The sequence below is a fragment of the Nesterenkonia suensis genome, assembly GCF_054782935.1.
Window position 1 is genome coordinate 246,049 of sequence record NZ_BAAGRN010000009.1, and the last position, 14,180, is coordinate 260,228.

General features: G+C 69.4%; 13 protein-coding genes. All 13 read left to right on the plus strand.

All coding sequences use genetic code 11. From position 1 onward, the window contains the following. Position 1: 1 nt before the first annotated feature. The 13 genes from ACYVKI_RS09775 to ACYVKI_RS09835 all read left to right on the plus strand — a co-directional run bounded on the left by ACYVKI_RS09775 (position 2) and on the right by ACYVKI_RS09835 (position 14,176). Complete coding sequence (locus ACYVKI_RS09775; protein ID WP_460690157.1) at positions 2-610, plus strand: hypothetical protein; 609 nt, start codon at positions 2-4, stop codon at positions 608-610. A 4-nt stretch (positions 611-614) separates the two neighbouring features. Continuing rightward, positions 615-2,159, plus strand: coding sequence for an adenylate/guanylate cyclase domain-containing protein (locus ACYVKI_RS09780; RefSeq protein WP_460690158.1), 1,545 nt, complete (start codon positions 615-617; stop codon positions 2,157-2,159). Between the two features lie 127 nt (positions 2,160-2,286). Continuing rightward, on the plus strand, positions 2,287-3,036 hold the full coding sequence (locus ACYVKI_RS09785; RefSeq protein ID WP_460690159.1) for a PP2C family protein-serine/threonine phosphatase: 750 nt from the start codon (positions 2,287-2,289) through the stop codon (positions 3,034-3,036). A 128-nt stretch (positions 3,037-3,164) separates the two neighbouring features. Next, a complete protein-coding gene (gene ligA, locus ACYVKI_RS09790; RefSeq protein WP_460690160.1) occupies positions 3,165-5,519 on the plus strand; it encodes an NAD-dependent DNA ligase LigA in 2,355 nt (784 codons plus the stop codon). Further along, a complete protein-coding gene (locus ACYVKI_RS09795; protein ID WP_460690161.1) occupies positions 5,516-6,397 on the plus strand; it encodes an inositol monophosphatase family protein in 882 nt (293 codons plus the stop codon). The genes ligA and ACYVKI_RS09795 overlap by 4 nt, the downstream gene beginning before the upstream one ends. Then, positions 6,397-6,897 carry a GNAT family N-acetyltransferase gene (locus tag ACYVKI_RS09800; protein WP_460690525.1) on the plus strand — a complete coding sequence of 167 codons (501 nt, stop codon included), beginning with the start codon at positions 6,397-6,399 and terminating at the stop codon, positions 6,895-6,897. Before ACYVKI_RS09795 ends, ACYVKI_RS09800 begins: the two co-directional genes overlap by 1 nt. 121 nt (positions 6,898-7,018) lie before the next feature. Continuing rightward, positions 7,019-7,315, plus strand: a complete 297-nt coding sequence (gatC, locus tag ACYVKI_RS09805; RefSeq protein ID WP_460690162.1) for an Asp-tRNA(Asn)/Glu-tRNA(Gln) amidotransferase subunit GatC — start codon at positions 7,019-7,021, stop codon at positions 7,313-7,315. A gap of 7 nt (positions 7,316-7,322) precedes the next feature. Then, complete coding sequence (gatA, locus tag ACYVKI_RS09810) at positions 7,323-8,876, plus strand: Asp-tRNA(Asn)/Glu-tRNA(Gln) amidotransferase subunit GatA (RefSeq protein ID WP_460690163.1); 1,554 nt, start codon at positions 7,323-7,325, stop codon at positions 8,874-8,876. Positions 8,877-8,885: 9 nt separating this feature from the next. After that, positions 8,886-10,403, plus strand: a complete 1,518-nt coding sequence (gatB, locus tag ACYVKI_RS09815; protein ID WP_460690164.1) for an Asp-tRNA(Asn)/Glu-tRNA(Gln) amidotransferase subunit GatB — start codon at positions 8,886-8,888, stop codon at positions 10,401-10,403. Continuing rightward, complete coding sequence (locus ACYVKI_RS09820) at positions 10,400-10,597, plus strand: hypothetical protein (protein WP_460690165.1); 198 nt, start codon at positions 10,400-10,402, stop codon at positions 10,595-10,597. Before gatB ends, ACYVKI_RS09820 begins: the two co-directional genes overlap by 4 nt. A 295-nt stretch (positions 10,598-10,892) precedes the next feature. Then, positions 10,893-12,563, plus strand: a complete 1,671-nt coding sequence (locus ACYVKI_RS09825) for an alanine/glycine:cation symporter family protein (protein ID WP_460690166.1) — start codon at positions 10,893-10,895, stop codon at positions 12,561-12,563. Positions 12,564-12,693: 130 nt separating this feature from the next. After that, positions 12,694-13,572: a fructosamine kinase family protein gene (locus tag ACYVKI_RS09830; RefSeq protein ID WP_460690167.1), complete on the plus strand. Its 879-nt coding sequence runs from the start codon at positions 12,694-12,696 to the stop codon at positions 13,570-13,572. Continuing rightward, on the plus strand, positions 13,565-14,176 hold the full coding sequence (locus tag ACYVKI_RS09835) for an arsenate reductase/protein-tyrosine-phosphatase family protein (RefSeq protein WP_460690168.1): 612 nt from the start codon (positions 13,565-13,567) through the stop codon (positions 14,174-14,176). The genes ACYVKI_RS09830 and ACYVKI_RS09835 overlap by 8 nt, the downstream gene beginning before the upstream one ends. Positions 14,177-14,180 lie beyond the last annotated feature (4 nt).

Genomic DNA, 14,180 nt, shown 5'->3' on the forward strand with positions numbered 1-14,180 from the left:
GATGAAGCTGAAGCTCGTGGACGGCGAACAGGTCGTCGTGCGGACGCGTGCCCACCACCGGGCCCTGCTGCCTGCCCTGCTGAACTTCATGCTGGCCGTGGCGGTGATGAGCTTCCTGCTGGGGTATGTCTCCCGTGGTTCCCAGCCGGAGTTCGTGCGTTACTACAGCCATGTCGGCGTCTTTCTCATCTGGGTCTTCGGCGGTCTGTGGCTGGTGCTCGGCACGGTCCGTCCGCTGCTGCGATGGGCGGTGCGGCGCACTTACCTGACGACCCTCCGCGTGGTGCAGAAGAACCTGTTCGGCGCGCCCGATCCGGTCGTGGTCCCGCTGGGGCTGATGTCGGAGGTCCAGCTCAAGCAGTCGCGCCTGCAAACGATGCACGGGGCCGGGAATCTGGTGCTCCTCCACGGGGCCTATGGGCAGCAGCAGCGCACAGTGCTCGAGGACATGCCCGACGTCGAGCATCTCCACGCGGTCATGGCCGAAGAACTGGCGGCCTACCGGCACGCAGTGGCCCGACAGCATGCCCAGCAGCCTGGGACGCAGCCTGGGACGCAGCCCCCGCACGGGACGGAGCACTTCGGTCATTCGGCAGGACGGACGGTATAGAGGCATGGTGGAGGAACAGCGCGGCAGGACCGCACCGGATTCGAGCGGAGGCACCGGCGAGGGCGCCGCGGGCTACACCGCCGAGGAGCTCGCCGCCGCGCGGTCCGACTGGTCCGACTTCCCCTCGCCGCGGCCGACGACGACTCCTCGGCTCCATACGGGCGAGATCACCCTGCCCCGGCCCTCGGTGGCGGTCCCCACCGACGTGGCGTCCCCGCAGGGCCCGGGCACGGATCGAGGGACCGATGAGCACGAGGGCGATCACGGTGCAGGGGATCACGGTGCAGGGGATCACGGTGCAGGGGATCAGGGCGATGCGGCCGTGGACGGGCTCACTGGGGCTCCCGTGGCCCGGACTCCCCATGATCCGGGGGACGAGGCGACCGGGCGGCCTGCGGGCCGCGCCGCCGGTGGTGGCCAGGACGACGACGGCGCCGCCGGAGCCCCGCCGTGGGACCGCGCCCCGGAGACTGCGGCCATACCGATCCCCACCGTGGCGCAGCAGGACTGGCACCGCACCATCCGTGAGCTGGAGCACCGTCTCCTCGGGGCCGAGCGGACGCTCACCTACCGGGAGATGGCCCGAGAGCTCGGGGTCTCCACCCATGCGGCCCGCAAGCTGTGGCGCGCCATGGGCTTCCCCAACCTGGATGACGACGTCAAGGCCTTCACGCATAACGACGTCGAGGCGCTCGCCACCATGATCGGCCTGGTCCGCGACGGGCATCTCAACGAGGAGACCGCGATCTCGCTGACCAGGTCGGTCGGGCAGATGACCGACCGCATGGTGGTCTGGCAGATCGAGGCGCTGGTGGAGGACAAGATCGCCAACCAGCAGCTCTCCGACGCCCAGGCCCGAAGCCAGGTGGTGGAGACCCTCCCTGAGCTCATCGCTCCGATCCAGAAGCTGATGGGCTACGCCTGGCGTCGCCAGCTCACGGCCGCCCTGCAGCGGCTCACCGTGCGGGTGGAGTCGGGGCTGGCCGCCACGGCGCGGGGCCGGGACGGCTCCGAGGACGACTCCCCGCTGCCGCTGGCCCGTGCGGTCGGGTTCGCGGATCTGGTCTCCTACACCTCGCTGTCGCGCACGATGAACGAGCGCACATTGGCCCAGACCGTGCAGCGCTTCGAGTCCACCTGTGCGGAGATCATCTCCATCGGCGGCGGACGGCTGGTCAAGACGGTCGGAGACGAGGTGCTGTTTAACGCGGAGACCCCGGAGGCGGGTGCGGAGATCGCCCTGGCCCTGGCGGAGAGCATCGCCGCCGACGACGTCCTGCCGCAGGCCCGCGTCTCGGTGGTCTGGGGCCGGGTGCTGTCCCGGATGGGCGACATCTACGGCCCCACGGTGAACCTGGCGGCGCGGCTCACGGCGCTGGCGGACCCTGGGACCATCCTGGTGGACTCCGTCACCGCCCGGTCGCTGGAACCTGACGACGACTACCTCCTCGTGCCGCAGCCGCCTCGCATTGTGCGTGGCTTCGGGGAGGTGCAGCCGCATATGCTGCTGCGCGCCGGCGGCACCGGCATCGTCCTGGACGACTCCTGACCTGCTCCATCGGCGAGGAGTGACCTCGACGACTGCCGGACGTGACCTGACCGTGACATGATGGACTGGTGTCCTGGCGCACACCAGCATCTCCGAGGACCCACTCAGCGAAGGGCAGAACACCACGATGAGCGACGCGCAGCAGCCACGCCCGGACCACGGGCTCTACCTGGACTACGGGTACGGCTCCCATGTCGGGCTGCGCCGCGAGCTCAACGAGGACTCCTCGGTGGTCACGGATTCCCTGTTCGCGGTCGCCGACGGCATGGGCGGCCATGAGGCGGGGGAGGTCGCGTCCGCCCTCGCGGTCCAGGCGCTGGCTGAGGGGTGGGACGCCGCTCCGGGGCCGATCACCCGGGTGGACCTGCAGGCCTTCCTCGACGATGCCGATGAGCGGATCCGCCGGGCCACCGACGCCAAGGCCGGGACCACACTGACCGGTGCGGTGCTGGTGGAGACCGAGGCGCGGCTGCAGTGGCTGGTGTTCAACGTCGGCGACTCGCGCACCTATCTGCACCATGACGGGGCCCTGCAGCAGCTGACCCGGGACCACTCGCAGGTCCAGGACATGCTCGAATCCGGCATCATCACCGCTGACGAGCTCCGTGGCCACCCCAATCGCAATGTGATCACCCGTGCCCTGGGGGCCGGTGACCTGCTCGGCGGGGACTTCACCACGGCACCTGTGGCGGCGGGTCAGCGTCTGCTGGTCTGTTCGGACGGTCTGACCGGGGAGCTGACCGACGCGCGGATCGCGGAGATCCTCGCCGCCGGACGCTCCCCGCAGGACACCGTGGACTGGCTGATCCATCAGGCGCTGCGTGAGGGCGGGCGGGACAACGTGACCGTGATCGTCGTCGACGTCTGCCAGGACTGAACCAGGACTGAACCAGGACTGAACCAGGACTGAATCTGCACGGCTGAGCCTGGCCGCTGGCCGTGGTGGCGTCGACTCGGCGAGCCGGGGCCCCGCCGGTGTCACCAGGAGGTCCTAGACTTGTCTGCGTGATCGAGACAGTGGAGCACGACGACACCCCCGTGGAGCACACCGCCGATGCAGCCGGCGACACCCCCGGCGACAGCCCCGCGCCTGCCTTCGAGCTGCGCGAGGAGTACCAGCGGCTCGTGGACGAGGTGCGGCGGCATCGCATCGCCTATTACCAGGACGACTCCCCGCTGATCTCGGATGCGGAGTTCGACGAGCTGTTCAGCCGCCTGCAGCGCATCGAGCGGGAGCATCCGGAGATCGTCTCCGCAGATTCGCCCACCCTGGAGGTCGGCGGCGAGGTCTCCGAGGCGTTCTCCCCGGTGACCCATCTGCAGCGCCTGTACTCCCTGGAGGATGTCTTCTCCCGCTCCGAGCTGCGTGCCTGGTACGACCGCACCGTCGCCTCTCTGGCCGAGGTGCGTCCCGGAGCGACGCCCACCTGGCTCACCGAGGTCAAGATCGATGGGCTGGCCATCAACCTGCTCTACCGGGAAGGCCGTCTGGTCCGCGCAGCCACCCGCGGCGACGGCACCACCGGTGAGGACGTCACCCACAACGTGCTGACCATCGAGGACATCCCGCAGCGGCTCTCCGGGGAGGGCCATCCCGCGGAGCTGGAGGTTCGCGGGGAGATCTTCATGCCCACCGAGCAGTTCCACGGCTTCAACGCGCGGCTCACCGCCGAGGGGAAGCCGCCGCTGGCGAATCCCCGCAACGCCGCGGCGGGCTCGCTGCGCCAGAAGGACCCCGCCAAGACCGCTGAGCGGCCGCTGAGCATGTTCGTCCACGGCCTCGGCGCCCGAGAGGGGCTCGACCTGGGCTCGCAGCATGAGGCCTATGACCTGCTGGCCTCCTGGGGCCTGCCGGTCAGCCCGTACACTAAGCTGCTGCGCAGCTATGAGGAGATCGAAGCCTACCTGGACGAGCACCAGTCCAGGCGCCACGAGCTGGTCCATGAGATCGACGGCGTCGTGATCAAGGTGGACGACTTCGACCAGCAGCGCGCGCTGGGCCACACCTCGCGGGTCCCGCGCTGGGCCGCCGCCTACAAGTACCCGCCGGAGGAGATTCACACGCGCCTGCTGGACATTCAGGTGCAGGTGGGTCGCACCGGCCGGGTCACGCCCTTCGCCGTGCTGGAGCCCCAGAAGGTCGCCGGCTCGGTGGTCTCCCGGGCCACTCTGCACAATCAGGACGTGGTCCGGGCCAAGGGCGTGCTGATCGGAGACGACGTGATCGTGCGCAAGGCCGGCGACGTCATCCCCGAGGTGCTCGGCCCGGTGCTCCCCTCCCGTGAGGGGCGGGAGGGTGAGCTCCACGAGTTCGTCTTCCCGGCGAGGTGCCCGGCCTGCGGGACGGAGCTGCGCCCCGCGAAGGAGGGCGACGTCGACTATCGCTGCCCGAACGCGGAGTCGTGTCCCGCGCAGCTGGCCGAACGGGTCATCCATGTCGGCTCCCGCGGTGCCCTGGACATCGAGGGCCTGGGGGAGGAGGGCGGCCGGGCCCTCACCGACCCCGACTTCCGTCGACCCGACCTGCCGGAGCTGGTCAGCAGGGAAGCGGTCGCCGCGTCCGGTGTGGAGGTCTCCTTCGGCGACGACGGGATGCCGCAGCCGCAGACCCCGGTGCTGCGGAACGAAGCGGACCTGTTCCATCTCGTCCCCGAGGACCTCCAGGACGTCTACGTCTGGCGGGAGGAGCGCCACTACGACGCAGAGTCCCGGTCATGGACCCGCACGGGTCTGTGGACCGTGGAACGGTACTTCGCCAAACAGGACGGGGAGCCCAACGACCGGTGCCGCAGGCTCTTCGCCGAGCTGGAGAAGGCCAAGGAGCAGCCGTTGTGGCGGGTGCTGGTGGCGCTGTCCATCCGGCACGTGGGCCCCACCGCCTCCCGGGCGCTGGCTGCGGCCTACGGGTCTTTGGAGAAGATCCGGGCCGCTGACGAGGAGGAGCTCGCCGGCATCGACGGGGTCGGCCCCACCATCGCTGCGGCGGTGCATGAGTGGTTCTCCCTGGACTGGCACCGGCGGATCGTGGAGCGCTGGGCTCAGGCCGGGGTGCGCATGGTCGACGACGTCGACGAGGAGACGCCGCGCACGCTCGAGGGCCTGACGGTGGTGGTCACCGGCAGTCTGGAGAACTGGTCCCGGGACGAGTCCAAGGAGGCGATCATCGCCCGTGGGGGCCGGGCCGCCGGGTCGGTGTCGAAGAGGACCTCATACCTGGTCGCCGGGGCCAACGCCGGGTCCAAACGGGACAAGGCCGAGTCGTGGGGAGTTCCGGTGCTCGACGAGGAGCAGTTCGAGGTGCTGTTGGAGAAGGGGCCTGACGGCCTGCCGCGCGACGAAGGTCTGGAGACTGACGAATGAGCATAGTGGACGAGCTGCTGCACATCGCCCGCGAGGCCGCGACGGCCGGTGCGGGGGTCCTGGCCGGACGCGACGACGTCGCACCGGCCGGGCTGGCGCTGGGCGCCGGAGCGGTGGAGACCAAGAGCTCCGCCTCCGATCTCGTGACCGACTTCGACCGGAGGGCCGAGCAGGCGGTGCGGGCCGTGTTGCATCGTCACCGTCCTGACGACGTCGTCACCGGTGAGGAGTACGGGACCGTGGCGCCGGAGCGCGCCACCGGATACCGCTGGTCCATCGACCCCCTGGACGGCACGACGAACTTCGTGCGGGGGATCGTCTACTACGGCACCTCGGTGGCCGTGCAGGACTCCCAGGGCCGGTGGCTGGCCGGTGTGGTCCACGCGCCGGCCCTGCGGCGGGTCTGGTGGGCCGCCCGCGACGCCGGCGCCCACACTGCCCGGCTCGTCGGAGACGGCGCCGGGCAGCCCACGGGTGAGCCGGTGCGCCTGCGCGGCCCGCAGGGCAGCCTCGCGGCGGGCCTGCTCTCCACAGGTTTCGGTTACGACCCGGAGCGCAGGGCCCAGCAGACAGCCGCCGTCTCGGCGATGCTCGGCAGCTTCGGGAACCTCCGCCGGCTGGGGGCTGCCGCCCTGGACATCTGCATGGTCGCTGACGGGACGGTGGACGCCTATGCGGAGTTCGGCATCCAGGAGCATGACTGGTCCGCGGGGGCGCTGATCGCGGAGGAGGCCGGGGTGCCGGTGCGGCGCCCGACGGTGGCCGACAGCTCGGTGACCGGCGACTGGTGCGTGGTGGGGGAGATCGGCATGCCGCACGGTCAGCTGCGCCCGATGCCGCTGGCCCTCGCGGAGGAGCAGGAGGCGGGGCCGGCGTGATGATCCGCTCGGCCCGCCAGGAGGATCATGGGCGCATCGCCGAGGTCACCGTCGAGGCCTATCTCACCGGCGGTCACCTCGCGGCCGATGACCTCTACGTGGCCCAGCTGACCGATGTCGCCTTCCGCGCGGCGTACGGGGAGCTCATCGTCGCCGAGGTCGACGGTGTCGTCGCCGCCTCGACGGTCATCGTCCGCGCCGGTGATCAGCTCGCGGAGCTGGCCAGGCCTGGGGAGGTGGAGTTCCGTATGCTCGCCGTCGCCCCGGAGTTCCAGGGCCGGGGGATCGCCCGGACGATGCTGCGCCATCTGATCGGCCGCGCTGAGGAGGACGGCGCCACTGCCCTGGTGCTGTGCAGTCTGGACTCGATGACCGCCGCCCATGCCCTCTATCGCTCCGAGGGGTTCGTCCCGGTCCCCTCCCGAGACTTGGTGATCACCCGTGAGGAGCACGGCAAGGACGCTCGTTTTCCGACCTTCGTGCGGCCTGTGCGAGGCTGAGTCGGCGCCCGGTCGGGCCACGGCCGACGTCCGGCCGGCGCACCGGCGCCCGGGCCGGCTCGACTAGACTGGGTCGGACTTCGATGTCCCTGTGACCACGCCACTATCCCGTAGGAGCTGCATGTCTGAGATCTCGCGTGCCGACGTCGAGCATCTGGCGAAACTTGCGCATATCAGCATGACCGAGGAGGAGCTGACGACGATGGCCGGGGAGCTGGACGTCATCGTCGACTCCGTGAAGACGGTGTCCGAGGCGGTCTCCGCCGACGTGCCGGCCACCAGCCACCCGCTGCCGCTGCACAACGTCTTCCGTGAGGACGTCGTCGGCGAGGTCTTCACCGAGGAGCAGTCGCTGCTCAACGCCCCTGACGCCCAGGACGGGCGATTCAAGGTTCCGGCGATCCTGGACGAGGAGTGAGGCCCGCATGACTGAGATGATCCGACTGACCGCCGCCCAGATGGCGGCGAAGCTGCGCGCCGGGGAGATCACCTCCACCGAGCTGGTGCAGGCCCACCTGGACCGCATCGCCGCCGTCGACGGCGGGGACCGCGGCATCCACGCCTACCTCCACGTCTCTGCGGAGGAGGCGCTGGCCACCGCGGCGGAGGTGGACTCGATCCGAGCCGCCGGAGGAACCGACGCCGAGGCGCTCCACCCGTTGGCCGGAGTGCCCATCGCGATCAAGGACCTGATCGTCACCATCGGTCAGCCCACCACGGCGGGCTCGAAGATGCTCGAGGGGTGGATGAGCCCCTATGACGCGACTGTGGTCGAGAAGATCCGTGCGGCGAAGCTGCCGATCCTGGGCAAGACCAATCTCGACGAGTTCGCCATGGGGTCCTCCACAGAGCACTCCGCCTACGGTGTGACCCGCAACCCCTGGGATCTCGACCGTATCCCCGGCGGCTCCGGAGGAGGCTCCGCGGCCGCCGTCGCCGCCTTCGAGGCACCGTTGGCGCTGGGCACCGACACCGGCGGCTCCATCCGCCAGCCCGGTGCGGTCACCGGCACGGTGGGCACCAAGCCCACCTACGGCTCGGTCTCGCGCTACGGCGCCATCGCGATGGCCTCGTCCCTGGACCAGATCGGCCCGGTGGCCCGCACCACCGAGGATGCCGCCCTGCTGCACGAGCTCATCGCCGGCCACGACCCCAAGGACTCCACGTCCCTGGTCGACGAGGTCCCGGCCTTCGTGCAGGCCGCCGGCCGTGACGACGTGACGGGCCTGAAGGTCGGCGTGATCCGGCAGCTGCAGGGCGAGGGCTACCAAGAGGGCGTGCTCGCCCGCTTCCAGGAGTCCCTGGAGAAGCTGCGCGCGGCCGGCGCCGAGATCGTCGAGGTCGACTGCCCCAGCTTCGACTACGCCCTGGGCGCCTACTACCTGATCATGCCCTCGGAGGCCTCCTCCAACCTGGCCCGCTATGACGGCGTCCGCTACGGGCGGCGCGTACTGCCCGAGGACGGGCCGCTGACCATCGAGCGGGTCATGGGCGCCACCCGTGCCGCGGGCTTCGGCGAGGAGGTCAAGCGGCGCATCGTGCTGGGCACCTACGCGCTGTCGGCGGGCTACTACGACGCCTACTACGGCTCCGCGCAGAAGGTCCGCACGCTCATCCAGCGGGACTTCGACGCCGCCTTCGAGCAGGCCGACGTGCTCATCTCTCCGACCTCGCCGACTGTGGCGTTCCCGCTGGGGGAGAAGCTCGACGACCCCATGGCCATGTACCTCAATGACGTCGCCACCATCCCGGCGAACCTGGCGGGGATCCCGGGCATCTCGGTGCCCGGCGGGCTGGCCGACGACGGCGCCGGCGGGCAGCTGCCGGTGGGCATCCAGTTCCTGGCTCCTGCCCGGCAGGACGCCCGGGTCTACCACGCCGGGGCCGCTTTGGAGCGGCTGCTCACCGCTGACGCCGAGCCCCTGTGGGCCCGGGTGCCCGCCCTCGAGACCGCCGCGGCCCAGACTGCAGGAGAGTGAAGGACTGCCATGACTGAGACGCTGACAGAAGCAACGCCGCTGCCCTACCAGGAGGCGATGGACCGTTTCGACCCGGTTCTCGGCTTCGAGGTCCACGTCGAGCTCAACACGAAGACCAAGATGTTCTCCTCGGCGCCGAACGCCTTCGGCGATGAGCCGAACACCAACGTCAACCCCGTCTGCCTGGGCCTGCCCGGGACCCTGCCCGTGGTCAACCGGCAGGCGGTGGAGGACGCGATCAAGCTCGGACTCGCGCTGAACTGTCAGATCGCCGAGACCTGCCGCTTCGCCCGGAAGCAGTACTTCTACCCGGACACCCCGAAGAACTGGCAGACCTCCCAGTACGATGAGCCCATCGCCTTCGACGGCCACCTGGATGTGGAGCTCGACGACGGCGAGATCTTCCGTGTGGAGATCGAGCGCGCCCACATGGAGGAGGACGCCGGCAAGCTCACCCATGCCGGGGGCTCCGGCCGCATCCAGGGCGCGGACTACTCCCTGGTGGACTACAACCGTTCCGGGGTTCCGCTGATCGAGATCGTCACCAAGCCGATCGTCGGGGCCGGGGAGCGCGCCCCGGAGATCGCGCGGGCCTATGTCTCGGCGATCCGGGACATCGTCAAGGCCCTGGACATCTCGGACGCCCGCATGGAGCGGGGCAACGTCCGCTGCGACGCCAACGTCTCGCTGATGCCCAAGGGCGCCACCGAGTTCGGCACCCGCTCGGAGACGAAGAACGTCAACTCCCTGCGCGCGGTGGAACATGCGGTGACCTATGAGATCCGGCGCCACGCCGGCGTGCTCAGTGCCGGCGGGAGCATCGTCCAGGAGACGCGTCACTGGAAGGAGGACACCCGCACCACCAGCTCCGGGCGTCCGAAGTCCGACGCCGATGACTACCGGTACTTCCCCGAGCCGGACCTGCTGCCGATCGTCACCACGGGGGCGTGGATCGAGAAGCTGCGCGCCGAGCTGCCGGAGCCTCCGGCGGAGCGCCGCCGCCGTCTGCGCGAGGCCTGGGGCTATGCGGACGCGGAGTTCCGCGACGTCGTCGCCGCCGGTCTGCTGGACGAGATCGAGGAGACCGTGGACTCCGGGGCCAGCCCCGCGGTGGCGCGGAAGTGGTGGATGGGCGAGATCTCTCGCCTGGCCAACGCCCGCGACGTCGACCCCAGTGCCCTGGGCGTGGAGCCGGCCACGATCATCGAGCTGGCCGGGCTCATCGACCAGGGGCGGATCAACGACAAGATCGCCCGCCAGGTGCTGGAGCACCATGTCGACGGTGAAGGGTCGCCGCAGCAGATCGTCGCCGACCGCGGCCTGGAGGTGGTCTCCGACGACGGCGCGCTGACCGCCGCCGTCGAGAAGGCCATGGAGGAGAACCCCGACGTGGTGGAGAAGATCTCCGCCGGCAAGCTGAAGGCGATCGGGGCGCTGATCGGCCCGGTGATGAAGGAGACCCGCGGGCAGGCCGACGCCGGCAAGGTCCGGGAGATCGTGCTGGCGAAGCTGGGCGTCGAGGGATGAACGATCCGGATCGGGAGGCACAGGACCAGCCGGATGAGTCCCGTCGGGGACTCCATCCGGTGATCCTGGTGGTCTGCATCGTGGTCTTCGTCTTCCTGTTCTTCCTGATCCGGGAAGTCCGCACTGAGTACGTGGGGGAGTACGGATCGGAGAACTCCGCCCCGGCGCCGGTGCAGCTCACCGGCACATCCTGAGGCTCCCCGCCGCGACATGCTTCGACGGCCCCGTGTCGCACCCGCTGAGGTGCGGCGCGGGGCCGTCGTCGTGTCCCGGTCCGGAACGGCCCTGGGGCATCCCGGGAACATCCCCGGAACAGGCCGGGATCGGCAAGAATCTCCGACGGTGAAACATCGTCGACACATCAGCGTTGCGCTCCGCACTAGGCGTGTCATCTCCTGCTTATAGATTGTTGCGGGTACTGGGTAGTACTCTCAGTCACACGTGATCCTTGTGATCTGCATCACTCCACCACCCATGAGGGGATGACTCATGACTATAGGAAGCCCCGTCCTTGTGGCGGCCGAGGCCGAGGAACCGGCCAACGGTCTGCAGGGCATCGCTGACACCATCGATGAGACGTTCGGTGAGATCACCGGATTCTTCGTCAACCTGATCTTCGGCACCAATGTGGAGATTCCGCTCGGTGCCCCGTTCCCGGAGGGCACCACCCTCTGGGACGGCCCGCTGGTGGTCCTCTGGGCCATCGTCGCGGCCATCGGGTTCACCATCTACTTCGGCTTCGTGCAGTTCCGCACCGCGCCGGTGACCTTCGAGATCGTGCGGGGCAAATGGACCACGGAGGACGACCCCGGGGAGGTCACGCACTTCCAAGCGCTGACCGCCGCGGTCTCCGGCACGGTCGGGCTGGGCAACATCGCCGGTGTGGCGGCCGCTGTTTCGCTCGGTGGCCCTGGTGCCACGTTCTGGATGATCCTCGCCGGACTGTTCGGCATGTGCACCAAATTCGTGGAGTGCACTCTGGGGGTCAAGTACCGCCACATCGATGATGACGGCATCGTCCACGGCGGACCGTTCAAGTATCTGCCGGTGGCGTTCCGGAAGCTGGGCAGGCTGCCGGTGCTCATCATCACCGGCATCTTCGCGATCTCGATCATGCTGTTCGGCATCATCGGCGGCGGCATGTTCCAGGCCAACCAGACCTACGGCGCCATCGAGTCCGCCGGCAGCACGCTGGACGAGATGACCGGCACTTCGACCTTCGCCTTCCTGGGCACGGACACCTCGGCGTTCATCTTCGGCCTGATCTTCGCGGCACTGGTGGCTCTGGTCATCATCGGCGGCATCCGTCGGATCGGCTCCGCCACGGCGAAGATCGTGCCCACGATGGCCGGGATCTACGTGCTGGCCTGCCTCATCGTCATCGCAGTGAACATCACCAACATCGGTGAGGCGTTCGGTGCGATCCTCTCCGGGGCCTTCACCGCCGAGGGCATCACCGGTGGTGTCATCGGTGTGATCATCATTGGTGTCCAGCGTGCGGCGTTCTCCAACGAGGCCGGCATCGGCTCGGCTCCGATCGCCCACTCCGCGGTGAAGACCCGTCGCCCGGTCTCGGAGGGTTTCAACGCCATCCTGGAGCCGTTCATCGACACTGTGGTGGTCTGCACCATGACCGCGCTGGTGATCATCTTCGCCTGGCCCGCCGACTATGAGGAGTCCATCGGCGTCGGCCACGAGAACCCGGTGGGTCTCACGGCCGCCTCCTTCGAGACCTTCCTGCCCGGATTCTCCGTGATCCTCGCGATCTGTGTGGCGCTCTTCGCGTTCTCCACCCTGATCACCTGGAGCTACTACGGCATCCAGGCCTGGCGCTATCTGGTGGGCATGTCGAAGACCAAGGACCTCATCTTCCGGAGCATCATCTGTGTGATGATCGTGATCGGCTGCATGGTGTCCTTCGGCAACATCATCGACTTCGCCGACTCCGCGCTGTTCCTGTGCATCTTCATCAACGTCGTGGGCTGTGTGATCCTGGCTCCGAAGGTCAAGGAGGAGATGAAGCAGTACCTCGCCGACCGGGCCGCCGGACGCCTCTTCGAGGATCCCAACGAGCTGCCCTCCGACACTCGAGAGATGGCCATCCTGGAGTTCCTGCAGGACAAGCCGTACGGCACATCATTCGAGAAGCACCGCGACTGAGGCGGTGACGCGCTGAGCTGAGGAGCCCGGGCGGGCCGGACGTCGAGGGGATGTGCAGACCGCCCGGGCTTCCTCGTGCCCGGACGCCTTCCCCGTCCTCCGCAGATCGTCGCTCGTTACCCTGGATGTGATGATCTTTCGCAAGCCCAGTCCCACCGCCCATCCGCAGGCCGCCGAGATCGAGGCGGCCGGCCTGCGCTGGCTCGCGGAAGCCCGGCTCTGCGGCGGTGTGGACGTGGTGGAGGTGCATGGCGTCGTCGACGGCGTGCTGCAGCTCGAGACAGTGGCGGAGGCGCGGCCGGACCCTGCGGCGGCCGCCGCATTCGGCACTTCTCTGGCACGGACGCACCGGAGCCTGCCGGCCGGTGTCAGCTTCGGGGAGCTGCCGCCGGCACATCCTGCCGGGGCGCCGCCGCTGTTCGGCCCCGCCGAGCAGCTGCTGCCCCTGGGAGCCGGCGCACATGCCAGCTGGGGCGCCTTCTACGCCCAGGAACGGCTCGACCCGCTCCTGGAGCGTCTCGGCGAGGTGCCGGCACAGCTCCGCGCCGCCCGCGACCGCATCGCCGCAGGAGACTTCGACGGCGCCTCTCCCGGCGCGGATCGAGGCGAGCCGGCACGCGGGGCGGAGCCGCCGTCACGGCTGCACGGCGACCTCTGGGCGGGGAATCTGCTTTGGCGCGCCGCACCGGCAGACCCTGCCGCCGCCGTGGAGGCGGTGCTGATCGACCCCTTCGCGCATGCGGGGCACCGGGAGACTGACCTGGCGATGCTGCAGCTGTTCGGCATGCCCCACCTGGAGACGATCCTGCGGGCCTACGACGCTGAAGCCCCACTGGCCCCCGGCTGGCGGGACCGCGTCCCGGTCCACCAGCTGTTCCCGCTGCTGGGCCACTGGGTCCTCTTCGGCCAGGGCTATGCCCGGCCCACTCTGGAGGCCTGTGAGAGGATCCTGCCAGGACGAACGGACGAACGGACGCGACGGATTCGCAGGAGAAGACTCCATGACTGAGGACCGCACTGAGGACTATACCGAGGACTACACCGTGCTCGCTGTGTGCACCGGCAACATCTGCCGCTCACCGGCGATGGAACGGCTCCTCGCCCAGGAGCTCGCCGACGTCGAGGGCCTACGCGTGCACTCTGCGGGCACCTACGCCCACGACGGCGAAGACATGCAGCCGCCCATGAGACGCCGCCTCGAGGACCACGGCGCCGAGACCGGCGGCTTCACCGCCCGTCAGGTCACCGCCGCCATGATCGAGGAATCGGATCTGATCCTCACCGCCACGCGGGAGCACGTCGACGACGTCGTCGCCGAGGTCCCCGACGCCCGCGCCCGGACTTTCACCGTCCGGGAGATCGGCCGACTGCTCGCCCACCAGCAGGGCGCGCTGAAGCAGCGGCTGCGAGAGAGCCCGGCGGAGGCCGACACTCTGCGGGACCGGCTCGCCGCCGTCGTCGACGTGCTGGACCAGGCGCGCCGCCAGGACGGACCTCCGGGGCCCGATGACGACGTCGTCGACCCTTACATGCTGCCCCGGGCCGTCTATGAGGAATCGTTCCGGCAGATCAACGAGCCGATCCAGGCGCTGACCTCCGTCATCCGCCGATGATCCC